General features: G+C 72.0%; 25 protein-coding genes and 2 pseudogenes. 14 read left to right on the top strand and 13 right to left on the bottom strand.

Annotation, left to right across the window (positions count from 1 at the left end):
* Positions 1-44: 44 nt before the first annotated feature.
* Together FIV43_RS20330 and FIV43_RS20325 are read left to right on the top strand one after the other, a co-directional pair.
* On the top strand, positions 45-1,196 hold the full coding sequence (locus FIV43_RS20330; protein ID WP_141015581.1) for an acyl-CoA dehydrogenase family protein: 1,152 nt from the start codon (positions 45-47) through the stop codon (positions 1,194-1,196).
* On the top strand, positions 1,193-2,263 hold the full coding sequence (locus FIV43_RS20325; RefSeq protein ID WP_141015580.1) for a phosphotransferase family protein: 1,071 nt from the start codon (positions 1,193-1,195) through the stop codon (positions 2,261-2,263). The genes FIV43_RS20330 and FIV43_RS20325 overlap by 4 nt, the downstream gene beginning before the upstream one ends.
* Positions 2,264-2,284: 21 nt before the next feature.
* On the opposite strand, the gene FIV43_RS20320 is transcribed toward FIV43_RS20325, so the two are convergent.
* Both FIV43_RS20320 and FIV43_RS20315 read right to left on the bottom strand, forming a co-directional pair.
* Complete coding sequence (locus FIV43_RS20320; protein ID WP_196780912.1) at positions 2,285-2,929, bottom strand: TetR/AcrR family transcriptional regulator; 645 nt, start codon at positions 2,927-2,929, stop codon at positions 2,285-2,287.
* A gap of 75 nt (positions 2,930-3,004) precedes the next feature.
* A complete protein-coding gene (locus FIV43_RS20315) occupies positions 3,005-4,351 on the bottom strand; it encodes an MFS transporter (RefSeq protein WP_181407617.1) in 1,347 nt (448 codons plus the stop codon).
* Between the two features lie 105 nt (positions 4,352-4,456).
* Here FIV43_RS20315 and FIV43_RS20310 point away from each other — a divergent pair, with 105 nt between their 5' ends.
* Positions 4,457-5,383 carry an MFS transporter gene (locus tag FIV43_RS20310; protein WP_181407616.1) on the top strand — a complete coding sequence of 309 codons (927 nt, stop codon included), beginning with the start codon at positions 4,457-4,459 and terminating at the stop codon, positions 5,381-5,383.
* The gene (locus FIV43_RS20305) at positions 5,299-5,826 is read left to right on the top strand and encodes an MFS transporter (RefSeq protein ID WP_181407615.1); all 528 of its coding nucleotides are present in this window, start codon (positions 5,299-5,301) and stop codon (positions 5,824-5,826) included. Before FIV43_RS20310 ends, FIV43_RS20305 begins: the two co-directional genes overlap by 85 nt.
* 49 nt (positions 5,827-5,875) lie before the next feature.
* Here FIV43_RS20305 and FIV43_RS20300 read toward each other — a convergent pair.
* Positions 5,876-7,017: pseudogene (locus tag FIV43_RS20300) on the bottom strand (ABC transporter ATP-binding protein).
* Between the two features lie 354 nt (positions 7,018-7,371).
* Here FIV43_RS20300 and FIV43_RS20295 point away from each other — a divergent pair.
* From FIV43_RS20295 to FIV43_RS20260, 9 genes and pseudogenes are all read left to right on the top strand, one after another.
* A complete protein-coding gene (locus FIV43_RS20295) occupies positions 7,372-8,709 on the top strand; it encodes an ABC transporter substrate-binding protein (protein WP_231123564.1) in 1,338 nt (445 codons plus the stop codon).
* 93 nt (positions 8,710-8,802) lie between these two features.
* Positions 8,803-9,861 (top strand): carbohydrate ABC transporter permease, encoded by a 1,059-nt coding sequence (locus tag FIV43_RS20290; RefSeq protein ID WP_141015575.1) that lies wholly within the window; start codon positions 8,803-8,805, stop codon positions 9,859-9,861.
* A gap of 184 nt (positions 9,862-10,045) precedes the next feature.
* On the top strand, positions 10,046-10,699 hold the full coding sequence (locus FIV43_RS20285) for a carbohydrate ABC transporter permease (protein WP_196780911.1): 654 nt from the start codon (positions 10,046-10,048) through the stop codon (positions 10,697-10,699).
* The gene (locus tag FIV43_RS20280) at positions 10,696-12,207 is read left to right on the top strand and encodes a GH1 family beta-glucosidase (RefSeq protein WP_141015574.1); all 1,512 of its coding nucleotides are present in this window, start codon (positions 10,696-10,698) and stop codon (positions 12,205-12,207) included. The genes FIV43_RS20285 and FIV43_RS20280 overlap by 4 nt, the downstream gene beginning before the upstream one ends.
* A 10-nt stretch (positions 12,208-12,217) precedes the next feature.
* The gene (locus FIV43_RS20275) at positions 12,218-13,324 is read left to right on the top strand and encodes a LacI family DNA-binding transcriptional regulator (RefSeq protein WP_141015573.1); all 1,107 of its coding nucleotides are present in this window, start codon (positions 12,218-12,220) and stop codon (positions 13,322-13,324) included.
* 162 nt (positions 13,325-13,486) lie between these two features.
* On the top strand, positions 13,487-14,518 hold the full coding sequence (locus FIV43_RS20270; protein WP_231123563.1) for a hypothetical protein: 1,032 nt from the start codon (positions 13,487-13,489) through the stop codon (positions 14,516-14,518).
* A gap of 144 nt (positions 14,519-14,662) precedes the next feature.
* Positions 14,663-16,262 (top strand): annotated as a pseudogene (locus FIV43_RS24005) (fatty acyl-CoA synthetase).
* Positions 16,263-16,359: 97 nt separating this feature from the next.
* Entirely contained in the window at positions 16,360-16,518 is a 159-nt protein-coding gene (locus FIV43_RS21745; protein WP_196780907.1) for a hypothetical protein, read from the top strand.
* Positions 16,518-17,366: a TIGR03617 family F420-dependent LLM class oxidoreductase gene (locus FIV43_RS20260; RefSeq protein WP_196780906.1), complete on the top strand. Its 849-nt coding sequence runs from the start codon at positions 16,518-16,520 to the stop codon at positions 17,364-17,366. Before FIV43_RS21745 ends, FIV43_RS20260 begins: the two co-directional genes overlap by 1 nt.
* A gap of 6 nt (positions 17,367-17,372) precedes the next feature.
* On the opposite strand, the gene FIV43_RS20255 is transcribed toward FIV43_RS20260, so the two are convergent.
* The 3 genes from FIV43_RS20255 to FIV43_RS20245 are packed head-to-tail and all read right to left on the bottom strand — an operon-like array spanning position 17,373 to position 18,862.
* A complete protein-coding gene (locus tag FIV43_RS20255; RefSeq protein ID WP_141015572.1) occupies positions 17,373-17,753 on the bottom strand; it encodes a PIN domain-containing protein in 381 nt (126 codons plus the stop codon).
* A complete protein-coding gene (locus FIV43_RS20250; protein ID WP_141015571.1) occupies positions 17,750-17,998 on the bottom strand; it encodes a type II toxin-antitoxin system Phd/YefM family antitoxin in 249 nt (82 codons plus the stop codon). The genes FIV43_RS20255 and FIV43_RS20250 overlap by 4 nt, the downstream gene beginning before the upstream one ends.
* A 48-nt stretch (positions 17,999-18,046) precedes the next feature.
* Positions 18,047-18,862: an enoyl-CoA hydratase-related protein gene (locus tag FIV43_RS20245; RefSeq protein WP_231123562.1), complete on the bottom strand. Its 816-nt coding sequence runs from the start codon at positions 18,860-18,862 to the stop codon at positions 18,047-18,049.
* Between the two features lie 179 nt (positions 18,863-19,041).
* On the opposite strand from FIV43_RS20245, the gene FIV43_RS20240 reads away from it, so the two are divergent.
* The gene (locus FIV43_RS20240) at positions 19,042-19,551 is read left to right on the top strand and encodes a DUF5994 family protein (RefSeq protein WP_141015570.1); all 510 of its coding nucleotides are present in this window, start codon (positions 19,042-19,044) and stop codon (positions 19,549-19,551) included.
* A gap of 24 nt (positions 19,552-19,575) precedes the next feature.
* On the opposite strand, the gene FIV43_RS20235 is transcribed toward FIV43_RS20240, so the two are convergent.
* From FIV43_RS20235 to FIV43_RS20205, 7 genes are all read right to left on the bottom strand, one after another.
* Entirely contained in the window at positions 19,576-20,226 is a 651-nt protein-coding gene (locus FIV43_RS20235) for a NeuD/PglB/VioB family sugar acetyltransferase (RefSeq protein WP_141015569.1), read from the bottom strand.
* A 97-nt stretch (positions 20,227-20,323) separates the two neighbouring features.
* Positions 20,324-20,908 carry a hypothetical protein gene (locus tag FIV43_RS20230; RefSeq protein WP_141015568.1) on the bottom strand — a complete coding sequence of 195 codons (585 nt, stop codon included), beginning with the start codon at positions 20,906-20,908 and terminating at the stop codon, positions 20,324-20,326.
* Positions 20,909-21,027: 119 nt separating this feature from the next.
* The gene (locus tag FIV43_RS20225) at positions 21,028-21,492 is read right to left on the bottom strand and encodes a class III extradiol ring-cleavage dioxygenase family protein (protein WP_231123561.1); all 465 of its coding nucleotides are present in this window, start codon (positions 21,490-21,492) and stop codon (positions 21,028-21,030) included.
* 56 nt (positions 21,493-21,548) lie between these two features.
* On the bottom strand, positions 21,549-22,418 hold the full coding sequence (folP, locus tag FIV43_RS20220) for a dihydropteroate synthase (protein ID WP_407938849.1): 870 nt from the start codon (positions 22,416-22,418) through the stop codon (positions 21,549-21,551).
* Positions 22,415-23,320, bottom strand: coding sequence for a glucosyl-3-phosphoglycerate synthase (locus tag FIV43_RS20215; RefSeq protein ID WP_141015566.1), 906 nt, complete (start codon positions 23,318-23,320; stop codon positions 22,415-22,417). Before FIV43_RS20215 ends, folP begins: the two co-directional genes overlap by 4 nt.
* Before the next feature lie 280 nt (positions 23,321-23,600).
* The gene (locus FIV43_RS20210; protein WP_231123993.1) at positions 23,601-23,717 is read right to left on the bottom strand and encodes a hypothetical protein; all 117 of its coding nucleotides are present in this window, start codon (positions 23,715-23,717) and stop codon (positions 23,601-23,603) included.
* Between the two features lie 169 nt (positions 23,718-23,886).
* Positions 23,887-24,432 (bottom strand): N-acetylmuramoyl-L-alanine amidase family protein, encoded by a 546-nt coding sequence (locus FIV43_RS20205; RefSeq protein ID WP_141015564.1) that lies wholly within the window; start codon positions 24,430-24,432, stop codon positions 23,887-23,889.
* Between the last annotated feature and the right edge of the window lie 17 nt (positions 24,433-24,449).

Raw genomic sequence — 24,449 nt, 5'->3', positions numbered from 1 at the left:
GGTTTTCTGGCCGGACCGGCCGCCAACCAGCAGCAGGAGGCACCATGCCCACGGTGGATCAGATCGTCAGCGCGACCGAGGAGCTCATCCGCACCCGGGTGCTCCCCGTCGACGACGAGTACGACGGCGACATCGCCGCCGCCGGAGGGGACGCGGCGCGACTGCAGCTGCAGGAGGCCGCGCGCGAGGCCGGCGTCTTCGCCCCGCACGCGTCCCGCGAGCTGGGCGGGCTCGGCCTCGGGATGGTGGACCGCGCCCCGGTCTTCGAGGCGGCCGGCTACTCGCTGTTCGGCCCCGTCGCACTGAACATCAACGCTCCCGACGAGGGCAACGTGCACCTGCTCGACCACCTCGCCACCGCTCAGCAGCGCGATCGCTACCTGGGCCCGCTGGCGCGCGGCGAGGTGCGCTCCGGCTTCGCGATGACCGAGCCCTCCCCCGGTGCCGGCTCGGACCCGGCGGCCCTGGCCACCACCGCGGAGAAGGCGGACGGCGGCTGGGTGATCAACGGGGAGAAGCACTTCATCACCGGCGCCGACGGCGCCGGGTTCTTCATCATCATGGCGCGCACCGGCGAGCACGCGACGATGTTCCTCGCCCCGTCCGACCGCGAGGGCCTCGAGGTCGGGCGGCACCTGAAGAGCCTGGACACCTCGATGCTCGGCGGCCACTGCCAGATGCGGTTCACCGACCTCTTCGTCCCGGACGAGGACGTGCTCGGCGACGTCGACCGCGGCTTCGCCGGAGCCCAGATCCGGCTCGGACCGGCCCGGATGACCCACGTGATGCGCTGGCTCGGCGCCGCCCGCCGCGCCCACGAGGTCGCGGTCACCCACGTCGCCGGCCGCGAGGCGTTCGGGACCCGCCTGGCCGACCTGGGCATGATGCAGCAGATGATCGCGGACAACGAGATCGACATCGCGGCGACCCGGGCGCTGTTGCTGGAGGCGTGCCGGGTGCTCGACGACGGGGGCCGGGCCAGCAAGGAGACCTCGATCGCGAAGACCTTCGCCGGGGAGGCGCTGCACCGGATCGCCGACCGGGCGGTGCAGATGTGCGGCGGCCTGGGCACCACGCACGAGCTGCCGGTGGCCAAGATCGCCCGCGAGATCCGCCCCTTCCGGATCTACGACGGACCGTCCGAGGTGCACCGGTGGTCCCTGGCGAAGCGGGCGGTCCGGGAGATCACCCGATGAGCGGCACGACCGGGGACCTCGGCGACGGCGCGGAGACCGGGGAGCTGCTCAGCACCGAGGAGCTCGCCGCCGTCGCCGGCGTGATGTCCGACGCCGGTACGACGCCGGCCGCGCCGCTCACCGCCCGACTGATCGCCGGCGGCAAGTCGAACCTGACCTTCCGGCTCACCGACGGCGCGTCCTCCTGGGTGATGCGGACCCCGCCCCGCGCCGGCCGCACCCCCTCGGCCCACGACGTGGTGCGTGAGTATCGGGTCGTCGACGCCCTCGGCCCGACCGCCGTGCCGGTCGCGCCGGCGGTGGCGTCGTACGCGGAGGAGGACCTGATCGGCGGCGCGTTCGCGATCTGCGACTTCGTCGAGGGGCGCACCGTGCAGACCGCCGACCAGCTCGCCGACCTCTCCGACGCCCAGGTCACCTCGGCGATCGACGCGCTGACCCGGACCCTGGCCGCCCTGCACGCCGTGGACCACGTCGCCGTGGGTCTCGAGCGGTTCGGCCGGCCCGACGGCTACGCCGCGCGTCAGCTCAAGCGGTGGACCGGCCAGTGGGAGATCGTCGGGGAGCACTTCTCCGGCGACGTCCGCTCCGCCGCAGACCGTCTCGCCGCCCGGCTCGGCGAGGGGCTGCCCACCCAGCACGCCACCGGCATCGTGCACGGCGACTACCGGCTGGACAACACCCTGATCCGCACCGGCGCGGGCCCGGAGGTCACGGTCGCGGCGGTGGTGGACTGGGAGCTCTCCACGATCGGTGACCCGGTCGCGGACGTCGCGATGATGTGCACCTACCGGGACCCGTCCTTCGACCTGATCATCGGCTCCCCCTGCGCGTGGACGAGTCCGCGGTTGCCGGACGCCGAGACGCTGGCGGCGTCGTACGAGAGCGCGGGCGGGGTGCCGCTGCGCGACTTCGACGCGCACCTGGCCCTGGCTCACTACAAGCTCGCCGTGATCGCGGCCGGGATCGACCATCGCTACCGCGCCGGCGCCACCCACGGCGCCGGGTTCGACACCGCCGGGGACGCGGTCGGGCCGCTGCTCGAGGCGGGGCTGCGGCGGCTCTGACCCCCGCCGGCGACCGGGCCCTCAGGCTCCGGCGCGGACGGTGCCGAGCGCGAAGTCGCGGTAGCGCTCGGCCATCTGCTCGGGCGTGACGTCGCCACCGTCGGGGCGATACCAGGTCGAGACGGCCGACCCCATGTTGAGGATCGCCCGCGCCGCCTCCCGGGGGTACGGCGTCGCGAACGCGCCGGACTCGACGCCGTCGGTCACGATGCCGCGGAACAGGTCCTCCTGCTCGTCGCGCATTCCGATCACCAGCGCTCGGCCCTCACCCTCCAGGCTGCGGATCTCCGAGGCACCGATCAGCGCCTCGGGCTGGCGGCTGGTGTGGAAGTGCACCCAGGTGTCGACGACCGCTCCGAGGCGCGCCGCCGGCTCCTCCGCCGCCTCGGCGGCAGCTCGGCGGGTGAGCGCGAGCAGGTCCGCCATGGTGCCGGACATGATGTGCACCAGCACATCCTGCTTGGACGGGAAGTGGTGGTAGATGCTGGCCACCGTCACGCCGGCCGCGGAGGCGATGTCCCGCATCGAGGTGCCGTGATAGCCGCGCTCGGTGAAGTGTCCGATGGCGGCATCCACGATCGGCCCGCGTCCGCTGCGCACCTGCTTCCCCGGATTGGCGCTGCGCACCTGCTTCCCCGGGTTGGCTGCGCTCCTCGTGGTCACCACCGGGACAGTGTGACACTGCGTAGCGGGCTGCGCGGGTCAACGGCTGCACGGGTTCACGGCCGCACGGGCGTCGACCTAGGCGCGGGCCTGCGACAGGTCGGCCGCTGGCTCCGCCGCCGGCGAGCGCCGTAGCTCCGGCACCAGCGCGAACAGCGCGAGCAAGGGCAGCGCGGCGAGCACCAGGAGGCTCCCGTCCACCCCGATCAGCTCACCGAGGCCACCGACCATCGCCGAGCCGACCGAACCACCGGTCATGAACACCAGGGTCGCCACGCCCAGGGCGACCCCGCGGACGTGCACCTGGACGGCGTCCCCGACCGCCGCCCCGAGGGCCGGTTGACCGACGCCGAACGCGACGCAGACCACCAGCAGCGTGAAGGCGAGCATCACCGGCGAGACGAAGTGGGCACCCGCCGCACCGATCAGCATCGCCACCGACGCCACGGAGGCGGCGACGCCGATGGTCCGGGCCGGGCCGAGGGTCGCGATCAGGCGCCCGGCCAACCGCGGCAGGGTCAGCGACAGCAGCGAGGCCGGGAGCAGCAGCAGACCGACCTGATAGGGCTCCCATCCTTCGCCCACGAGCACCGTCGGCACCGCGATCAGCGAAGCGAACCAGGCCGCCGGGATGGCGGCGGCCGCCGCCGCGCACCGCACCACGGAACCATTGCGGATCACGTCGAGCGGCAGGAAGCCGTCAGGCCGGCGGCGCACCCAGAAGGTGACTGCGGGGACCCCGAGGAGGACGAGCAGCGCGCCCGCGACCGCCACGAGCAGACCGCTCGAGGGCGACTGCACCAGCAGCACCACACCGCCGGCGGTGAGAGCGACGAGCAGCGCGCCGAAGACGTCGAGCGCGGCGCCGGTGCCCTGGTCGGTCAGCGCCCGCCAGATGAACGGGACCACCAGCATGCCGAGGACGGGCAGCGCCATCACCGCCCGCCACCCGAAGGCGGCCTCGACGACGCCGCCGACCAGCGGGCCGAGGGCGCTGATCGCGGCGGCCATGCCGGCGAGGCGACCGAGGGCGAGCCCGCGGACCTCGTCCACATAACGAGCGCTGATGATGGCCACGCCCAAGGTCGGGACCGCCGCGGCGCCCGCTCCTTGGAAGAGGCGGGCGAGCAGGAGCACCTCGAAGGTCGGCGCGAGTGCCGCGACCACCGCCCCGGCCGCCATCAGGCTGATCCCGATCAGCAGCGGCAGCTTGATGCCCATCAGGTCCGCCAGCCGGCCGTAGGTCGCGGTGGTGACCGCGAGCATCAGCGCGTAGAGGCTGATCGTCCAGGTGGCGGCGCCCACGGAGACCCCGAGATCCGGGCCGAGCAGCGGCAGCGCGACCGCTGCCGACGACGACCCCATGCCCGCCAGCCCGAAGAGCAGGCCGAGCAGCAGCGCGATGCGGCGGGAGTCGTTGGGCACGCTTGGTGGCAACAGCCGGACCGCCCACCGCATTCCCCCCCGGCCGGCTGCCGGGCCCTCCCCCGCCGACGGGGACGGCATCTGCAGGCGGAGAGAATGACCGCCGTGACGACGACGGAGGACCGCTGGCAGCTGTCCGCGTTGGCCGCCGTCATCACCGTCACGGCGATCGTCAGCAGCCTGGGCGCACCGTTGGTCCCGCAGATCGCGGAGTCCTACGACGTCTCCGTGCTCACCGCCCAGTGGACGTTGACCGCGACGCTGATCACCGGCGCCGTGGCGACCCCGATCCTGGGTCGGCTGGGCAGCGGCCGGCTGCGGCGGCCGGTCATCCTGGGCGGCCTGCTCGTCGTCCTGGCCGGCACCGTGCTCTCGGCGCTGCCGCTCGGCTTCCCGCTGCTCGTCACCGGTCGGACCCTGCAAGGAGTGGGGCTGGCGCTGGTGCCGCTGGCGCTCGCGGTCGCCCGCGACGCGTGGACCGGCCGCACCCTCACCACACGCCTGTCGCTGCTGTCGGTGACGACGGTGGCCGGCGCGGGCCTCGGCTATCCGATCACCTCGACGGTCGCCAGCCTCGCGGGGACCTCCGGCGCGTTCGCCTTCGGAGCGGTGCTGGTGGCGGCGACGTGGGCGCTCGCCGTACGGTTCCTGCCCGGGACGGATGCCGGCGCGCCGCAACCGGTCGACCTGGTCGGCGCGGCCCTGCTGACCGCCGGCACGATCTGCCTGCTGCTCGGCATCACCGAGGGCGAGCACGCAGGATGGGCCAGCGCCGGGACGCTGACGCTCTTCGCCGTCGGTGCGGCACTCATGGCCACCTGGATCGGCTGGACCCTACGGGTGGAGCGGCGCGGCGGCCACCCGCTGGTCGACCTCGCCCTGGCGGCCCGTCCGGGAGTCGTGGGGCCGCACGTGGTCACCTTCGCCCTCGGCTGGGCATGTACGGGATGCTCGCGCTGGTGGTGCTGGTGGTCCAGGCGGACGGGAGCTCCGGCTACGGGCTCGGGTACGGCGTCGCCGTGGCGGGCCTGATCCTGGTGCCGTACTCGCTGCTCAGCGTCAGTGGCAGCCGGCTCGCCCGCGCAGTGGCGTCGCGGTGGTCGCCCGCGTTGCTGCTGCCGACGGGGTGCACCGTCTTCGCGTGCGCGATGGCGTTCCTGGCCCTCCGCCACGACGCGCTGTGGCAGGTGCTGCTGGCGATGGCGGTCGGCGGGCTGGGCAGCGGCTTCACCTTCTCCTCCCTGCCGGGCCTGATCGTGCCGCACGTGCCGCAGGCCGAGACCGGCAGCGTGCTGGCGTTCAACCAGCTGCTCCGCTACCTGGGCTTCTCGCTGGGATCAGCGAGCAGTGTGGCGCTGCTGGAGCTGTTCGGCGGTGACGGGCGCGCCTTCACGCTGGCCGCGATGTCACTGGCGGCGGTGTGTGCCGCGGCGGGAGCGGGAAGTGCAGCGGCCGGAGCACGCCGGGCCGGGTGACGAGGCGGCGGCAACGCTCATCGACTCCCCGCGCCACCACCGACGGCACTCACCCCAACCGCAGACCGGTCTCCCCGTCGAAGACATGCACCCGCTCGGGGTCCGGGACCAGCCGCACGGTGTCCCCCTGCCGCAGCGACGGCCGCCCTTCGAGCCGCACCACCACCTGCGGTACGACGTCCTCGCCGGCCCCGTCCGCGCCGGGGACCCCGACCGGGGTCTCCACGGCGGCCGCGGCGCCGGCCCCGGACGGGGTGGCGTAGAGGTAGCCGTCGGCGCCGAGCTCCTCGACCACCTGCACGGTGACGGGGTAGCCGTCCTCGTCGGCGCCGGCCAGACGCCAGCACTCGGGACGGATCCCGAGGGTCACCTCGCCGGAGGAGGACGCGGCGACCGAGCGCGGGATCGCGACCGCGTGCCCGTCGACGAGGGCCATCCCGTCGCCGGCGGTCTTGGCGCGCAGCAGGTTCATCGCGGGTGAGCCGATGAAGCCGGCGACGAACGCGTTGGCGGGGCGGTCGTAGAGGGCGAGGGGGGTGTCGACCTGCTGCAGCTCGCCGTCCTTCATCACCGCGACCCGGTCCCCCATCGTCATCGCCTCGACCTGGTCGTGGGTGACGTAGACGGTGGTCACCCCCAGCCTCCGCTGCAGCGCGGCGATCTGGGTGCGGGTGGAGACGCGCAGCTTGGCGTCGAGGTTGGAGAGGGGCTCGTCCATCAGGAAGACCTGCGGTTGGCGCACGATCGCGCGGCCCATCGCGACGCGCTGGCGCTGCCCCCCGGAGAGTGCCTTGGGCTTGCGCTCGAGCAGCTCGGTGAGGTCGAGCAGCTTGGCGGCCTCGGCGACCCGTTCGCGCCGCTCGGCCTTGGAGATCCCGGCCACCCGCAGCGCGAAGGCCATGTTCTCGGCGACCGTCATGTGCGGGTAGAGCGCGTAGTTCTGGAAGACCATCGCGATGTCGCGGTCCTTGGGGGCGACCTGGGAGACGTCGTGGTCGCCGATGTGGATCGACCCGGAGGTGGTCTCCTCCAGACCGGCCAGCATCCGCAGCGAGGTCGACTTCCCGCACCCGGACGGGCCGACGAGGACCATGAACTCCCCGTCCTCTATCTCGAGGTCGAGCTCGCAGACCGCAGCACGGTCGGCCCCGGATAGACGTGCGAGGCCTTCTCGAAGCGCACCTGCGCCATGTCCGTTCCCTTTCGCTCCTACGGCGGTGCCGGGCGGTGGGTCGAGGTCGACCGCGACGTGCCGGGCATCGTGACTGCGCTCACAGTACGTCGCCGCCATCGCCCCGTCTAGTGGAAGCGCTCCCATACTTTCCACGGGTGCCTTCCACGGCCACCTGCCGCGGACCACGCTCAGATTTGGTGATTCCTCGCGGAAGCATTGACGACTCATGTGACGCATGTCATGGTGAGCACCGATCAAGAAGTGGAAGCGCTCTCACAACGTTCCATCCGGTTTCACCCGCAGCACCCAGTTCCATCCGGGAGTTCCACCACCTCAGTCCAACGTCGTACGCCAAGGCAGGAGTCCCATCCGTGCGCACCACCAACCACCGGCCCCGGTCCGGGTCGGCCATCACCGGCTCGAGCCGGCGCAACCGTTTCCTGGCGGCCTCGGCCGTCACCGCTCTCGTGCTCGGTGTCACGAGCGCCTGCGGTGGGGGCAGCGACCCCACCGAGTCCGCGGAGCAGGAGGAGCTCTCCGAGGGCGAGACCCTGACCATCACCACCTTCGGTGAGTTCGGCTACGACGCGCTGATCGAGGAGTGGAACAGCGCCAACCCCGACGTCCAGGTCGAGCAGACCAAGGTCTCCCTCTGGGACGACTGGAAGAACGAGCTCAACACCCTGCTCCAGGCCAACGAGGGTCTGCCGGACGTGGTCGCCATCGAGGGCGACTTCATGCCGGCCATCGTCGCCGCGCCCGACCGCTGGGTCGACCTCTCCTCCGACGAGGTCGACGGCCGATGGCTGGAGTTCAAGTCCGAGGCCGCCACCACCTCCGACGGCGCCCTGCTCGGCTACGCGACCGACGCCGGCCCCGAGGCGATCTGCTACCGCGCCGACCTCTTCAAGAAGGCCGGACTGCCCACCGACCGGGAGGAGGTGGCCGGGATGATGACCACCTGGGACGACTACTACGCCCTCGGCGAGAAGTTCGTGAAGGCCGTCCCCGAGACCGCCTGGTACGACGCCTCCGGCTCGATCGCCCAGGCCATGCTGAACCAGGTCGAGTACCCCTTCGAGGAGGCCGACAACACCGTCAACGTCGAGAACCCCGAGCTCGAGGCGGTCTACAAGACGGTCACCTCCCACACCGAGGCGCTCTCCACCAAGAACGCCCAGTGGAGCGACGACTGGAACGCCAGCTACACCAACGACGGCTTCGCCACCATCCCCTGCCCGGGCTGGATGCGCGCCAACATCAAGACCAACACCGGGGAGCCCGCGCCCAAGGGCGTGGTCTGGGACATCGCCGACGCCTTCCCCGGCGGCGGCGGCAACTGGGGCGGCTCCTACCTGACCGTCCCCAAGACCTCCACCCACCAGGACGAGGCCCAGGAGTTCGCCGCCTGGATCACCGCGCCCGAGCAGCAGGCCAAGGTGTTCGAGGTGACCGGCAACTTCCCCTCGCAGGTCGAGGCGCTCGAGGACCCGGTGGTGCTGGAGTCCACGGACGAGTACTTCAACGACGCACCGGCCGGTGAGATCTACAGCAACCGCGCCGACGCGATCGACGTGCAGCCCTACCACGGTCCGCTGTACTCCGACATCCTCGGCAAGTTCCAGGACGCCATCAACCGCGTCGACCAGGGCACCGACCCCGACGAGTCGTGGGACAAGTTCGTCTCCGAGGTCGAAGCACTCCAGTGAGACGAGGGTGAGCCCGGCCTCCCCCGGGCTCACCCCGCTCCACCGCCCACCTGCCAGTGACCCTGTGAGACCCACGAGGACTGACGAGCACCCATGACGCACCACGCCGAACCGCCCGCCGGAGACGTCGCCACCGCGACCGACCCGGCGGGCGGGCCGTCCTCCCCCGGCGGTCGCGGTCGTCGTACCGCCCCCTCCGGCTCCGGTACGACGACAGCGGCCGACACCCGACGGCTGATCCGCCGACAGCGCCGGTCCCGGTGGGACCTCAAGCTGAGCCCCTATCTCTACATCTCGCCGTTCTTCATCCTGTTCGGCCTGGTCGGGCTCTACCCGCTGCTCTACACCGGCTACCTCTCCCTCTTCGACTGGAACCGCGCCTACTACGTGCGCGGCGACTTCATCGGTCTGGAGAACTACCGGTTCGTGCTGGGTGACCCGGTCTTCATCAAGTCGCTGGTCAACACGTTCTCCATCTTCCTGATGTCGTCGGTGCCGCAGGTGATCGTCGCGGTCAGCGTGGCGGCCCTGCTGGACCGCCACCTGCGGGCCAAGACCTTCTGGCGGATGAGCGTGCTGCTCCCGTTCGTGGTCGCGCCGACCGCCGTCGTGCTGATCTTCGGCAGTCTCTTCGCCGACCAGTACGGCCTGATCAACCAGCTGCTGGAGTCGATCGGCCTGGAGCCGATCCGGTGGCACGTGGACCGCTGGTGGAGCCACCTGGCCATCTCCGGGATGGTGAACTGGCGCTGGACGGGCTACAACACCCTGATCTTCCTGGCCGCGATGCAGGCGGTGCCGCGCGAGCTCTACGAGTCCGCGGCGATCGACGGCGCCGGACGGATCCGGCAGTTCTTCTCGGTGACGCTGCCGCTGATCCGGCCGACGATGATCTTCGTCATCATCACCTCCACCATCGGTGGCCTGCAGATCTTCACCGAGCCGCGGCTCTTCGACAACACCCCCAACCGCGAGGGCGGGCCGGACCACCAGTACATGACCTCGACGCTCTACATCTACGTCAAGGGCATCGAGGACCAGTTCTACGGCCGGGCCAGCGCCGCGGCGTGGGTGCTGTTCCTGATCATCGTCGGGATCGCGATCCTCAACTTCGCGATCACCCGGCTGCTCACCCGCAGGAGTGCCTCGTGAACGCCCGCACCCGTTACTCCGACCGTCCCGGCTTCCTCGTCTACGGCCTGCTCACCGCGTTCGTGATCGGCTCCGCGCTGCCGCTGTACTGGTCGTTCGTGATCGGCTCCCACACCAAGCAGGAGGCCGACAGCTTCCCGCCCCCGATCCTGCCCGGGGCCACTTCCTGGAGAACGCCCAGCGGGTGCTGGACACCGTCGACTTCTGGCAGGCGATGCTCAACAGCATCATCGTCTCGACCGTCTGCGCGGTCTCGGTGGTCTTCTTCTCCACCCTCGCCGGCTACGCCTTCGCCAAGCTGCAATTCCGCGGCTCCAACGCGCTGATGGCGTTCGTGGTGCTCACCATGGCGGTGCCGGTGCAGCTGGCGATGGTGCCGCTGTTCATCCTGATGCGCGACTACAACCTGCTCGACACCCTGGCCGCGGTCGCGCTGCCCACCCTGGTCACCGCGTTCGGCGTCTTCTTCATGCGTCAGTACCTCGTCGACGCAGTGCCGACCGAGCTGATCGAGGCCGCCCGGGTCGACGGCTGCACCCAGATCCGCACCTTCTGGACGGTCGCGATGCCGGCCGCCAGGCCCGCGATGGCGATCCTGTTCCTGTTCACCTTCATGCAGGTCTGGACCGACTACATGTGGCCGCTGGTCGCGCTGCAGAAGACCGAGACCCTGCAGCTCGCGCTCGACCGGCTGGCGCTGACCGGCCAGGGGCAGACCACCGACTACGCCCTCGTCCTCGCCGGCACCGGGATGGCCACCATCCCGCTGCTGCTGCTGTTCGTCGTCGCCGGCCGCCAGCTCGTGGCCGGCATCATGCAAGGAGCCGTCAAGGGATGAACCCACCCACCAGCACCTCCACCGGCACCCGCTTTCCGGCCGACTTCGTCTGGGGCGCCGCCACGGCGTCGTACCAGATCGAGGGGGCGGTCGACGCCGACGGACGCACCACCTCCATCTGGGACACCTTCGCCCGCGTGCCGGGCGCGGTCATCGACGGCGACACCGGCGACGTGGCCTGCGACCACTACCACCGCTACCCCACCGACGTGGCGCTGATCAAGGAGCTCGGCTTCGGCGCCTACCGGTTCTCGGTGGCGTGGCCGCGGGTCCGCCCCGACGGCGGGGCGCCGAACCCGGCCGGCATCGCGTTCTACGACCGGCTGGTCGACGAGCTGCTCGGCGCCGGCGTCGCGCCCTGGCTGACCCTCTACCACTGGGACCTGCCCCAGGCCCTCGAGGACGCCGGCGGCTGGACCGACCGCGACACGACGGACCGGTTCGTCGACTACGCGCTCACCCTGTACGACGCCCTCGGCGACCGCGTCGACCGGTGGACCACCCTCAACGAGCCCTGGTGCTCGGCGTTCCTCGGCTACACCGGCGGGCAGCACGCGCCGGGACGCCAGGAGGGGATCGCGGGGATCGTCGCCGCCCACCACCTGATGCTCGCCCACGGCAAGGCCACCGCGGCGCTGCGGGAGCGGATGGGCGCGCGGTCGGCGGGTGCCGGGGGCGACCAGGAGGTGGGGATCACGCTCAACCTGACCGTCCCGGAGCCGTTCGACCCGTCCCGTCCCGGCGACGTCGAGGCGGCCGCCGACGTCGACACGTTCTGGAACCGGATGTTCCTCGACCCGATCTTCACCGGGACCTACGAGCCCCGCCTCGCCGAGCGCACCGAGGGCCGGACCTGGCAGGGCAGCAAGTGGCAGGAGTTCGTGCGCGACGGCGACCTGGAGGTCATCTCCGCCCCGCTGGACTTCCTCGGCGTGAACTACTACCACGGCGACGCGCCCTCCACCGCCGAGCACACCCCGGAGGACCTGGTCGACACGCGGGGCCGGCGCCCCGATCGGCCCACCGTGTCGCCCTACCCGGCGGGCGTGCCGATGTCGTTCCCGCGGCGGGGCCTGCCCACCACCGGTCAGGACTGGGAGATCCAGCCCGACGGGCTGCGGGTGCTGCTGCAGCGGCTGCGCGACGACTACCTGGCGCCGCTGGCGGACAGGCAGCAGGTGCCGCCGATCTACATCACCGAGAACGGCGCGGCCTTCCCCGACGACACCGTGGTGGACGGCCGGGTCGACGACGCGGACCGGTGTGACTTCTTCGAGGGACACCTGCGCGCGACGGCGGCGGCGATCGACGCCGGCGTGGACGTGCGCGGCTACTTCGCGTGGTCGCTGCTGGACAACTTCGAGTGGGCCTACGGCTACGGCCAGCGGTTCGGGATCGTGCACGTCGACTACGAGACGCAGGTGCGCACACCGAAGTCGAGCGCGCTGTGGTTCAGCGCGGTGATCGGCGCGGGTGGGCTGCCCGGGGTCGCTCCAGGGGTGGACTAACGTGCCGCGGGTGACCACACCGCCGTCCGAGGCTCCCGACGGCGGGCACGGCTCCGGCAGCGGCACCGGCAGCACCGGCAGCGGCGGCGGCACCGGCACCGCCGCGAGCAACGGCTCTGGTGCCCCGACCCTGGACGAGGTGGCCCGCCTGGCCGGGGTGTCCCGGGCGACCGCGTCCCGGGCGATCAACGGCGGCAACCGGGTCTCCGCCGCGGCGCAGGCCGCCGTCGACGCCGCGGTGACGACGCTGGGCTACACGCCGAATCCGGCGGCGCGGAGCCTGGTCACGCGTCGTACCGACTCGGTGGCGCTGGTGGTGCCCGAGCCCGACGAGCGGGTCTTCTCCGACCCGTTCTTCATCCACACCCTGCGCTCGGTCAACCGGGTGCTCGCGCCGAAGGACCTGCAGCTGGTGCTGCTGCTCGCCCAGCCGGGCGAGGAGGAGCGGCGGATGCTGCGCTACCTGCGGCGCCGGCACATCGACGGCGCCATCGTGGTCTCCCACCACCGCAGCGACCGGCTCCCCGACCACCTGGCCGCGCTCGGCCTGCCGTGCGTCTTCGTGGGCCGGCCGTGGACCAGCGCCGACAAGGTCGCCTACGTCGACACCGACAACCTCGGCGGTGGCCGCGCGGCCACCGAGCTCCTCGTGGAGCAGGGGTGCGCGCGGATCGCGAACATCGCCGGCCCCGACGACATGGCCGCCGGCCGGGACCGGCTGGACGGGTGGCGCAGCGCGATGCGGGCGGCGGGTCTGGCCGACGACCTGGTCGAGCCGGGCGACTTCACCGAGGCCGGCGGCGGCGCCGCGGCCGAGGCCCTGCTGGAGCGCTGCCCCGACCTGGACGGCATCGTCGCCGCCTCGGACCTGATGGCCGCCGGCGCCCTCCGGGTGCTCGAGGCCGCCGGCCGGAGGGTGCCGCAGGACGTGCGCGTGGTCGGGTACGACGACCTCGGCCTCGCCGAGACCTCATCGCTGACCACCGTGCGCAACCCGATCGGCGAGATGGCCGAGCAGGCCACCCGGATGCTGCTGGAGCAGATCGACGACGAGCGGGTGCCGCGGGCGCTGCGGGTGATCTTCCCGCCGGCGCTGGTGCGGCGCGGCAGCGCGTAGCCGCGTCCGGCCGGTGCGGTGGTTGCGGTGGTGTGGCGCGCCCCATTCGAATTGGCTGGCTTTCGGGCCAATTCCCAGCCAATCCGAATGGTGCGCGCCGCTGTCCGGCCCCGCTGTGGATAGCCGATACCCACGACCTCGATCCGGGCGGACCCTGTGGTCGTGGACCTGCACCTCACCCGCCCCGGCGTGGTCGCGCCCGTCCGGATCGACCCCACCGGCCGGGCCGGACCGCGCCGAGGCGAGGCCCGCGGCCGCCGATGGCGTACGACGTCGCCCCGCCGCGTCGTACCCGCGGAGGTCGACGCCGGCAACGCCCACCAGCGGATCGCGGAGCGCGTGGCCGCGATGCCGGCCGGCTGCGCGGCGACGGGGTGGGCCGCCCTGCACTGGCAGGGCGAGCGCTGGTTCAACGGGATCGACGCGGGTGGTGAGCCGCTCGCAGTGCCGATCGCGACGGGCGACCAGGTCGGACTGCGCCAGCGGGACGGGCTGGAGCTGCTGCACGGGTGGCTCTTCGACGACGACGTGATCGCGGTCGACGGACTCCCGATCACCCGACCCGAGCGGTCGGTGTTCAACGCGGTCACCCGTGCCCCCTGGTTCGAGCTCGGCCTCCAGGTCGCTGCGATGGCGTGCGCGGCCGACCTGGTCTCGCTGCGGGAGCTCGCCCGCTACACCGCGCGCCTGGGATCTCGGCAGCACATCCGACGGATGCGGATGACCGTCGAGCTGGCCGACGAGAACCTGTGGTCGCCGATGGAGGCGACGATGCTGCTGCGATGGATCGAGCGCGGCCACCCCCGCCCCCTCGCCAACCGGCCGGTCTTCGACCGCGACGGCCGCCACCTGCTGACGCCCGACCTGCTCGACCCGGCGGCCGGGGTGGTCGGCCAGTACGACGGCACCGTCCACGATCTTCGCGAGGTGCGCCGCCGTGACCTCGCGAAGGAGGAGACCTGTCGCGAGCTCGGTCTGCAGGTGGTCACCATGATCTCGACGGACCTGCGTGACGAGCAGGCGTTCGGCCGGCGGCTGGATGCGGCGTACCGCCGAGCAGGGGAGGTGCGCGGTCGCCGCCGCGCGTGGACCATCGAGCAGCCACCCCGGTGGGTCGACACCTCCACCGTCGCGCTGCGACGAGGTCTGGACGACGAGCAGCGTCGGCGCTGGCTGGGCTGGCGGGTGGGGTGAGCGGGGTGCGTGGGTGGCGGGCGTTTCGCGCGCCCCATTCCGATGGGCTGGGTTTTCGGCGATCTCCCAGCCAATCCGAATGGGGCGCGCCACACCCCACCCACCCCCACCACCCGCTGTGGTGCGGATCACTAGGCTGCGCCCATGAGCGACGCCACCCTCGTCTCCACGATCGCCAACGCCCGCCAGCACGCCCTCGGCGACCTCCCGCGCCGCACCGCACAGCGGGTCCCCGACAAGCTCGCCATCATCGACGGCGACCAGCGGATCACCTTCGCCGAGCTCGAGGGGTACGTCGACCGCGCGGCCGCCGCGATCACCGCGGCCGGTCTCGGCAAGGGTGACCGGCTGGCGCTGCTGAGCCACAACTGCTGGCAGTTCGCGGTGCTGGACTTCGCGGCCGCGCGCGCCGGCGTCGTACTGGTGCCGGTGAACTTCATGCTGGGCGCGGAGGAGATCGCGTTCATCCTCGACCACTCCGGCGCCACCGGGTTCGTGGTCGAGGACGCGCTGGTCGGGACCGCGGAGGCGGCGATCGCCGCGGCCGAGCGTCCGCAAATCACCACCCGGCAGGTGATCACCTTCCCGGGCGCCGAGCACCCGACCCCCGAGGGCTGGAGCGACCTGACCGGTTGGCTCGAACACGACGGCCCGCGCGGCGAGCCGGTGCCGATGGGTGACGACGACCCGGTCCGGATGATGTTCACCTCCGGCACCGAGTCGCGTCCGAAGGGGCCTTGCTGAGCAGCCGGGCGCTGATGTGGCAGTACGTCTCGTGCGTGATCGACGGCGAGATGTCCGCCGACGACGTCGAGCTGCACACGCTGCCGCTCTACCACTGCGCACAGCTGGACTGCTTCCTCGGCGTCGACGTCTACCTGGGCGCGACCAGCGTCATCCTGCCCGGCCCCGACCCGGCGACGGTGCTGCGCACGATCCAGACCCACCGGATCACCAAGTACTTCGCGCCGCCCACGGTGTGGATCGGACTGCTGCGCCACCCGGACTTCGACTCCACCGACCTCTCCAGCCTGCGCAAGGGCTACTACGGCGCCAGCCCGATGCCGGTGGAGGTGCTCAAGGAGCTGCGCGAGCGACTCCCCGAGGTCAGCCTGTGGAACTTCTACGGGCAGACCGAGATGTCGCCGCTGGCCACGATCCTCGGCCCCGACGAGCAGCTCGCCTACGCCGGCTCCGCGGGCCGCGCCTCCATCAACGTGGAGACCCGGATCGTCGACGACAACGACGAGCCGGTGCCGGCCGGGACGGTCGGGGAGATCGTGCACCGCAGCCCGCACGCGACGCTCGGCTACTACGAGGACGAGGCGAAGACGGCCGAGGCGTTCCGCGGGGGCTGGTTCCACTCCGGCGACCTCGGCTACGTGGACGGGACCGGCCACCTGTTCGTGGTGGACCGGAAGAAGGACATGATCAAGACCGGCGGCGAGAACGTGGCGAGCCGTGAGGTCGAGGAGGCGATCTACACCCTCGACGGGGTGGCGGAGGTCGCCGTCTTCGGGGTGAGTCACCCGCGCTGGGTGGAGGCGGTGGCTGCGGTCGTCGTACCGAAGGAGGGGTGGCGCTGACCTCGGAGGCGGTGCTCGAGCACGCGCGGTCGGTGCTCGCGGGCTACAAGGCGCCGAAGTACGTGGTCGTCGCCGAGGCGCTGCCGAAGAACCCGAGCGGCAAGATCCTCAAGCGGCAGCTGCGCGACGCGCACGCGGACCTGGCTGTGGGCGAGTGAGCCCGGCGAGCCCCATTCGGATTGGCTCGGAAATCGCCGAAAAGTCAGCCAATCCGAATGGGGCGCCGAGCGACCGCAACCACCGAGGAGTCCCACGATGAAGCTCGACCTCCAGCTCGACGGCCGACCCGACGAGGCGCTCGCCCGTGCCCGCGAACTCACCGAGGCCGGGGCCGACGGGCTCTTCACGTTCGAAGGACCGCACGACGTCTTCACCCCCTGGCCGCGATCGCGGGGCAGGTCGACGCCGACCTGATGACCAACGTCGCGATCGCGATGCCGCGCAGCCCGATGCACCTGGCTCACACCGCGTGGGACCTGCAGTTGATGAGCCGTGGCCGGTTCCGGCTGGGGCTCGGCAGCCAGATCCGCCCCCACATCGAGAAGCGGTACGGCGCCACGTGGTCGCCGCCCGCGGCTCGGATGCGGGAGATCGTGGGTGCGGTCAAGGCGATCCTGCGGTCGTGGGAGACCGGTGAGCGACTGGAGTTCCGCGGCAAGCACACCACCCACACGCTGATGCCGCCGACGTTCGTGCCGGGTCCGAACCCCTTCGGCCCTCCCCCGGTGCTGCTCGGTGCGTTGGGGCCCTTGATGACCCGGACCGCCGCCGAGGTGGCCGACGGCGTGCTGGTGATGCCGTTCCACACCGAGCGCCACTTCCGCGAGCGGACGATGCCGGCAGTGGCCGAGGGCCTCGAACGGGCGCAGCGCAGCCCCGACGACCTCGCCGTGCTGCCCGCGGCGATCACCGCGATGTACCGCACCGAGGAGGAGCGGGAGGCCGCGATCACCGGTGTCCGCGGGCTGATCGCCTTCTACGCCTCGACGCCGGCGTACCTCCCGGTGCTGGAGGTGGAGGGATGGGCTCAGATCCAGCCGGAGCTCAACCGGCTCTCCAAGGTCGGGGACGTGGCCAGCATGTTCGGCCTGGTCGACGACGCGATGGTGGCCACGATCGGCGTGGTCGGCACCCCGGAGGAGTGCGCCGCGGAGATCCACCGACGCTTCGGCGAGGAGGCGGACAGGATCTGCTGCTACTTCCCCGGCTACCAACCGCCGGCCGAGCAGATCGCGGCGCTCGCGGCCGCGTTGGACGGTTGAACAGCGTCAGTCCCAGAGCGTGTGCTCCGGAATCGCCGCTCGGATCACCCGATCGCGCGTCGCGAGGTGCGCACCGGCGGCCAGTGCCTGCGCCGCGATCATCCGGTCGAAGACATCCCGGGTCCATCCCACCTGCGCTGCGACGGCCACGACGTCGCTGAACGGGGTCGCGTCCTCGACGACGCCGATCAGCCGCGCCAGCCCGTCGAGCACCCGCTCCGCGGCGTGTGTGCTCCTGCCGACCTCATGAAGGTAGGCGAGTTCGAGGCGCACCATCGGCGAGACCGCGAGATCGTCGGACTCGAGCCGGGACTTGAGGCGCGCGGGCAGCCGATCCAACTCACCGACCCACAGCCACATGGCGACGTGGGTGTCGAGATGGATCACGGGTTGAGGGCCCGATCGGGATCCCAATCGGCCATCCAGTCGATCTCCACGAGATCCTCCGGGTCCCCCACGATGACCTCAGGCTGGGGCCGCAGTCTGGACAACTTGCCCTCCCCGTGGTCTGGCACCAACCGCAACGTCCTTCCCTTCCGCTCGATCACCAAGGGCTCACCGGTCTCGAGCACGGCGTCGATCAGGCGGTAGATGTCTGCCCGCAGCTGCGATGGAGTCACGCTCGTTCCCATACCCACGACGATACGCCGTACGTACGACTCATCCCATCCGGACGTACGTCACCGACCGAAGGCCGGCTTCTCCTTCGCCAGGAACGCCCGCACGCCCTCGGCGAAGTCCGCACCGCCGTAGACCTCGCGCAGGATCGCCTCCTCGTTCGGCATCGACGCCTCCGCGCGGGTGGCCCGCACCCGCAGCTGCGTCTTGGTGGTCTCCAGCGTCGCGGTCGAGGCCTGGCTGATCCCCTCGACCAGCGCCAGCACCTCGGCATCGAGCGCGGCGACGTCGTCCACGGCGGCGACGAGCGCGCCGACGCCGTACGCGCGATCCGCGCCGATCAGCCGCGAGGCGAGCAGCATCTCGCGGGTCAGCGACTCCCCGAAGATCGACTGGCAGCGGTAGAGGACGGTGCCGGAGAGCGCGTTGCCCAAGGTCCGTGCGATCGGGTAGCCGAACCGCGACGCCGTCGTCGCCACCCGCAGGTCGCAGTGGGTCGCCACCGCCAGGCCGCCGCCGACGCAGACCCCGTCGATCGCGGCGATGGTGACCTGGGGCAGGGCCCAGAGCCGCTCGAACATCTCGCGGATCCAGTTCTCGTAGTCCACCGGGTCCGCCGCGAGGAAGTCGGAGATCTCGTTCCCGGCCGCGAACGCCTTGCCGCCGGCGCCACGCAGCACCACCACCCGCACCGAACGGTCCCCGGCGAGGTCGGTGAAGAGGTCGAGCATCTGCTGGTACATCCCCTGCGTGAACGCGTTGCGCCGCTCGGGGCGGTTGAAGGTCACCTCGAGCACCCCGGGCGCCATACGGTCGCGGTGGATCAGCAGGTCGGCGGTCTCGGCGGCGTCGGCGAAGGCGGCGGTCTCGTCAGGCACGGCGACGAGGGTACGGCGAACCCCGCCCGCCTGCTCGACCCGGCGGCCCCGCGAGACGCGTCCAGTGCCCCGCGCCCCGCGCCCCGCGCCCCGCGCCCAGGTGCGGCGTACTGTGGAAAGCAATCAGCCGTCAACCCACGACCCGTCGGGTCGCCAGGACGGCACGGAAGGTGGACGTCATGACGACGTCACCAGCTCAGCCCGTCGCGACCACCCCCACGGACGAGCTCCGGCTCCGGTTCGAGGTGCAGGACCGGATGCCGACCGGTGGCGTCGACGGCGCGTGGTGGCCACGGTCGCGCGACTTCCAGCGTGAGGCGGCCGACCTGGTCGACCACTTCCCGCCGTCCGGCCGCATCGCCCGGCTGCTCTTCTCCCGCCCCGACTGGGACGCCGCGCCGGGCCGGCCGTCGGTCCGCCACGTGCTGACGGCCCGCGGGCCGGTCAAGGTCGGGTCGTTCCCGCGCGACGACACCCACGTGATGTCGGTGAAGATGCTCACCGGGCAGCTGATCGAGCTGTTGGTGATCCCGCCGGAGACCAGCCCGGCCCGCGCCGATCGGCTGATGCGCTGGGCCAGCGACCAGAAGGACTTCCGTACGGCGAACGAGCTGCTCGCCGCGGAGGACCCGGCCGAGGGCCTCGGGCGTGACCTGTGGGACAGCGAGGGTGGGATGGCCGCGCCCTGATCGCGTCGCGACGCCTGGGACGGCTCAGGCGTCGGCCGGCCTGGCCGGCACCCCGAGCACGGTCGATCCGACGGTGACGTCGCGCACGACGGCCGCACCCATCCCCACCGTCGATCCGCGGCCGAGCTGCACACCCTGACGGATCGAGGCACCGGTCCCGACGAACACCTCGTCCTTCATCACCACGTTGCCGGAGACCGCCACCAGCGGACTGACCGTGCTGTGGTCACCGAGGACCGTGTCGTGCCCGACGGTGCTGTTCTGGTTGACGTGCACGTGCCGTCCGACGCGGATGTGGTTCTCCATGCTGACGTGCGAGCAGATCACGCTCCCTGGCCCGAGACGTACGTCGAACCCCCGGTGCACGTTGGGGTGCACCAGCACCGGCGAGGGGCGGCCGATCACGGACAGCCTCTCGTCGAGGCGGCGCTTCACAGCGGTGTTCGCGATCCCGATCAGATAGCCGACCTCGGTCGGGAGATCCTCCAGTGCATTCACCCCGCCGAGGAGGTCGACACCGCGTGCCGCCAGCAGGTCCGGGTCCGGGTCGCCGTCGTCGACGACACCGATCACCTCGTACGCCGGGCTCGGCTGCGCCTCGTTCACCGCATCGATCACGTCGAGGACGCAGCGGCCCATGCCGCCCGCACCGACGACCACCACCGGTTGGGTCATGGGCTCAGCCTAGAGATCGTGCCTAGAGATCGTGCCCAGAGATCGCAAGCGCGGCGGTGGCGACCAGACCGACCAGCGCCGCCGCCAACCGCGACGGTCAGTCGTGTCCGACCTTCCAGAACTTCCTGACCACCCGCCGGTCGCGGAACTCGACCGTCGAGAGGCCCCAGAACGCCATCATCTCGTAGGTGCGCCACATGGTCCCGGCGTACGAAGTGCCCCAGCCGTCGTAGCCGATGATCCTCGTGACCTGCGAGCGGGTCATCCCTCGCTTGATCCGCTTGAACTCGGACCGGGTGACGGTGGTCGCGTGCGTCTTCTCCTTCACTCGAACGGTCTCCACCCGGGTGGCGGTCCGCCGACCACACCTCGCCTTGGTCGCGAGCTCGTAGCGGCCGACCGCGACCCGCGGGAAGAACATGCCCGGCAGCGTGCCGCGGTAGCGCCACACGACGTGGAAATCAGTGTCGAGGCCGGTGACCTCGGTGCGGATGCGCGGCTCCTGACCCGAGGGGCACCACACCACCGGGTTCATCAGCCCACCCTTCTTGCCGATCGGGGCGCGCTCGACCCGGGTGTCGCCGATCTGCGGCTTCGCGCTGGCCGATGCTCCGGCGACCGGCGCGTCGAATCCGGCGATGAGCAACAGCGCTGAGCACAGCACCGCGACGAGACGTGCCATGGAACCTCCTCCGAACCAGGCCTCCAGGCTAAGCAGCACCACCGACGCAATGCAGGACTTCCGACGCATTGGAGATGGTGAGCGGAGAAGGAGAGCCGAAGCCGCTTCCGCCGACGGCGTCAGCGCCAGCCGACGACCCAGTACGCCACCCCGAACGGCGTCGCGTCGTAGAGCATCTCGCCGGCACCGAGCCCGTCGACGGCCGCCAGCGCCCCGACGTCGGCCCACAGCTCGTCGGCCAGGGCGGCGTCCACCGCGACCGTCCCGCCGCGCAGCCCTGCCGCGAGCGCGGCGTCGAACGCCTCGGCCCGCTCGTCGAGGTGACCCGGCGCCTTCTCGGTCCGCTTCGCCGAGCCGTTGCCGACCAGCAGCACGCCGGTCTCCCCGTCGTCGACGACCTGCCCGGCGGATGCTTCGACCAGAGCCGCACCCACCCGCCCGCCTGACGGCGCCGAGGCGACCACCCGCACCCGCGGGCCCAGCCGCTCGACCGCGGTCCGGCACGCCGCTCGCAGGTCGGCCACCGGGTCCTCCAGCGACGCATACTCCGGCAGCAGCGCCGGCACCCCCGGCACCAACACCACCGGCACCACCGACGCCGTCGACCGCGCCGGTGCACCGGTGGGCGGTGGAACCGCGTTCACTGGATCCCCCGGATCGCCCGCAGCGGCGGTCGCCGTCCCGCGATGGAGGCGACCATGTCGACGGTCTGGCGGGTCTCGGTGACCTGGTGCACGCGGTAGATCCGGGCGCCGGCCTGGGCGCACCAGGCGGTCGCCGCCAGCGTCCCGATCAGCCGGTCACCGACCTCCATCCCCAGGGTCTCGCCGACGAAGTCCTTGTTGGACAGCGACACCAGCACCGGCCACCCGGTCTCCACCATCTCGCCGAGGCGGCGGGTCACCTCGAGGGAGTGGAAGGTGTTCTTGCCGAAGTCGTGGGCCGGGTCGATCACGATCGACTCGCGGGCCACGCCCGCCGCCAGCGCGCGCTCCGCATAGCCGAGGCAGTCGGAGAGCACCGAACCCATCAGGTCCGCGTACTCGATCCGGTAGGGGCGGGTCCGCGGGGTCACCCCGCCGGTGTGGGTGCAGATGATGCCGGCGTCGTACTGGGCCGCGACGTCGACGAGCTCGGGGTCCGCGCCGCCCCAGGCGTCGTTGAGGATGTCGGCCCCGGCCTCGCAGACCGCGGCGCCGACCGAGGCGCGCCACGTGTCGACGGAGATCACCAGGTCGGGGAAGGACGCGCGGACCCGGGCGACGAAGTCGACCACCCGCGCCCGCTCCTCCTCGGGCCCGATCTCGACGCCCGGAGCGGCCTTGATGCCGCCGATGTCGACGATCTCCGCGCCCTCGGCCACCACCGACTCGACCCGTGCGAACGCGGCGTCCTCGGCCCAGGTCGCGCCCTTGTCGAAGAAGGAGTCGGGGGTGCGGTTCACGATCGCCATCATCAGGTCGGCGTCGGCGTCGACGTGGTGCCGTCGGAACCTCATCGGGCCGCTCACAGATACTCCTCCGCTGGTGGTCGCTCGTCGGTCGGTACGGCGCGGTCGTGCGGTGTGGGGCCGCCGTCCATCCGGAACTGCCGCAGCGTGGCCGGTGTCGTCGGCGCGCCACCACCAGCACCACCGGACCGCGCCAACCCCGCCGCCAGGATCTGCGTCGCCATCCCACCGAGGTCGTGCAGCGCCTGGTGCTGATGAGCCCGTACGCCGAGATCCACCTGCGCGATCGTCTCGACCCCCCGCAGCCGCACGGTGTCGACCAGTGCGGCGAGCTCCACGGCATAGCCGGTCGGGACGGTCAGGGTGGCGAAGAGCGAGCGTCGTACCGCCCACTCGCCGGCGAGCGGCTGCACCAGCCCGGCCAGGTCGGGGAAGAGCAGCGCGATCAGCGGCCGGGCGACGAGCTCGGTGACCCTGCCACCGTCGAGCGGTCCCCCGACGCCGGGCCGTGCGTAGAAGCCCTTGACCAGCTCGACCGCGGAGCCGGGCTCCAGCAGCGGCCCGAGCAGGCCGGGCACGAAGTGGGTGTCCCAGTCGGTGAGGTCGGCGTCCATGAAGACCAGCACGTCGCCGCTGGTGACGAAGAGCGACTTCCACATCGCCTCGCCCTTGCCGGGGCGGGTGCCGAGGTCGGGGCGGATCTCGGCGGCACGGTGCACCACCGCGCCGGCCGAGGCGGCCACCTCGAACGTGGCGTCGGTGGAGTCGGAGTCGATCACCACGATCTCGTCGAGCAGGTCGACGGTCTCCACCAGCGCGGACCGCACCCGGCTGACCACGTCGCCGACGGTGGCGGCCTCGTTGCGGGCAGGGACCACCAGGCTGACCCGCCGGTCGCCCTTGGCCGCGATCAGCTGTTCGATCGTCCAGTCGTCCCAGTGCGCGGTGCGGACGTCGGACATGGCTGCGACCCTATGCGACCGCTCCGCCGCCTCCGCGGCGACGTCGGCGCAGGACGTTCGTCCCGTTCCGTCCCGCCTCGCCCGCAACCGCCCGCACGCCGTGCCGCCGCGTGCCAGCATGGCGTCCTCGGGAGAACACGTTGCACACCGAGGCGGAGAAGGTCGATGTCAGCACGTTTCCGGCGGTGGCGCCGCAAGGTCCGGTGCCGGCGCAAGTACGGCGACCGGTGCCCGCACCTGGAGCCGCACGGCAGGAGGAGGCGTCCCTGACGCCCCCGGTCTACCCGAGATAGTCCTCGACGGCCGCGGCCACGGCCAGCGCGTAGGTGCGCTGCCCCCGGTCGGAGACCATCCGGGCCGCGTCGGCCGGGTCGCGCATGTTGCCCAGCTCGACCATCACCGACGGGATCCGGGCGAGGTTGAGGGTGCCCAGGTCGTCACGTGTGTGGAGCCCCGCTGGGCGGTGTAGGTCGAGATCGGCAGCTTCGCCGCGGCGAGGGCGTCGCGGACGTCACGGCCCAGCCGCCACGAGCTGCGCGCCACCGCGTCGTCACCGGCCGGCGCGATCACGTGGAACCCGCGCGCGTCGGCGCCGAGGTTGCCGTCGGCGTGCAGGCTGATCTTGAGGTTGGCGGTCGGCCCGGGCTCCCCGGGTTTCCGGCGCGACCTCGTACGTCGATGCACGGCCCCCACTCCTCCGCACTGTTGCGGGCGCGGGTGAGCACCACGGTCGCGCCGCGCTCCTCCAGCCGTGCCCGCACTCGGGCGGCGACCTCCCAGACGAGGGTCGCCTCGGGGTAGCCGTCGTCGGTGGCGGTGCCGGTGGAGTTGCAGGCCTTGCTGAAGCCGCCGGCGTCGACCGGGGCGTTGGTCTCGGTCGGGAAGCGGGCGTTGCCGAGCTGGTGGCCGGGGTCGAGCACGACCACCTTGCCGGCCAGCGGCCGCGCCGGCTCGGCGTGCCGCTCGGCGCGGGCCGCCTCGGGCCCCGCCGGTCCCGCGGCCGCCTCGTCGCCGGAGCCGCGGGTGGGTGCGCCGGTGGCCTCCATGGTCGGCGCCACCGGTTGCGCGCCGCACCCCGTGGAGAGCGCGACCGCCGCCAGGAGCGCGACCATCGGGGTCACCGCGAGTC

The sequence above is a fragment of the Nocardioides sambongensis genome (genome assembly GCF_006494815.1).
Taxonomy (GTDB): Bacteria; Actinomycetota; Actinomycetes; order Propionibacteriales; family Nocardioidaceae; genus Nocardioides; species Nocardioides sambongensis.
The sequence above is the reverse complement of the archived record's forward strand: the minus strand, read 5'-3'. Positions and strand labels throughout refer to the sequence as shown.

Coding starts and splice junctions, on each gene's coding strand:
- FIV43_RS20330 (WP_141015581.1), top strand. CDS start 45: ATGCCCACGGTGGATCAGATCGTCAGCGCGACCGAGGAGCTCATCCGC.
- FIV43_RS20325 (WP_141015580.1), top strand. CDS start 1,193: ATGAGCGGCACGACCGGGGACCTCGGCGACGGCGCGGAGACCGGGGAG.
- FIV43_RS20305 (WP_181407615.1), top strand. CDS start 5,299: ATGCTCGCGCTGGTGGTGCTGGTGGTCCAGGCGGACGGGAGCTCCGGC.
- FIV43_RS20290 (WP_141015575.1), top strand. CDS start 8,803: ATGACGCACCACGCCGAACCGCCCGCCGGAGACGTCGCCACCGCGACC.
- FIV43_RS20280 (WP_141015574.1), top strand. CDS start 10,696: ATGAACCCACCCACCAGCACCTCCACCGGCACCCGCTTTCCGGCCGAC.
- FIV43_RS21745 (WP_196780907.1), top strand. CDS start 16,360: ATGAAGCTCGACCTCCAGCTCGACGGCCGACCCGACGAGGCGCTCGCC.
- FIV43_RS20260 (WP_196780906.1), top strand. CDS start 16,518: ATGACCAACGTCGCGATCGCGATGCCGCGCAGCCCGATGCACCTGGCT.
- FIV43_RS20250 (WP_141015571.1), bottom strand. CDS start 17,998: ATGGGAACGAGCGTGACTCCATCGCAGCTGCGGGCAGACATCTACCGC.
- FIV43_RS20240 (WP_141015570.1), top strand. CDS start 19,042: ATGACGACGTCACCAGCTCAGCCCGTCGCGACCACCCCCACGGACGAG.
- FIV43_RS20235 (WP_141015569.1), bottom strand. CDS start 20,226: ATGACCCAACCGGTGGTGGTCGTCGGTGCGGGCGGCATGGGCCGCTGC.
- FIV43_RS20230 (WP_141015568.1), bottom strand. CDS start 20,908: ATGGCACGTCTCGTCGCGGTGCTGTGCTCAGCGCTGTTGCTCATCGCC.
- FIV43_RS20215 (WP_141015566.1), bottom strand. CDS start 23,320: ATGTCCGACGTCCGCACCGCGCACTGGGACGACTGGACGATCGAACAG.
- FIV43_RS20210 (WP_231123993.1), bottom strand. CDS start 23,717: ATGGTCGAGCTGGGCAACATGCGCGACCCGGCCGACGCGGCCCGGATG.
- FIV43_RS20205 (WP_141015564.1), bottom strand. CDS start 24,432: ATGGTCGCGCTCCTGGCGGCGGTCGCGCTCTCCACGGGGTGCGGCGCG.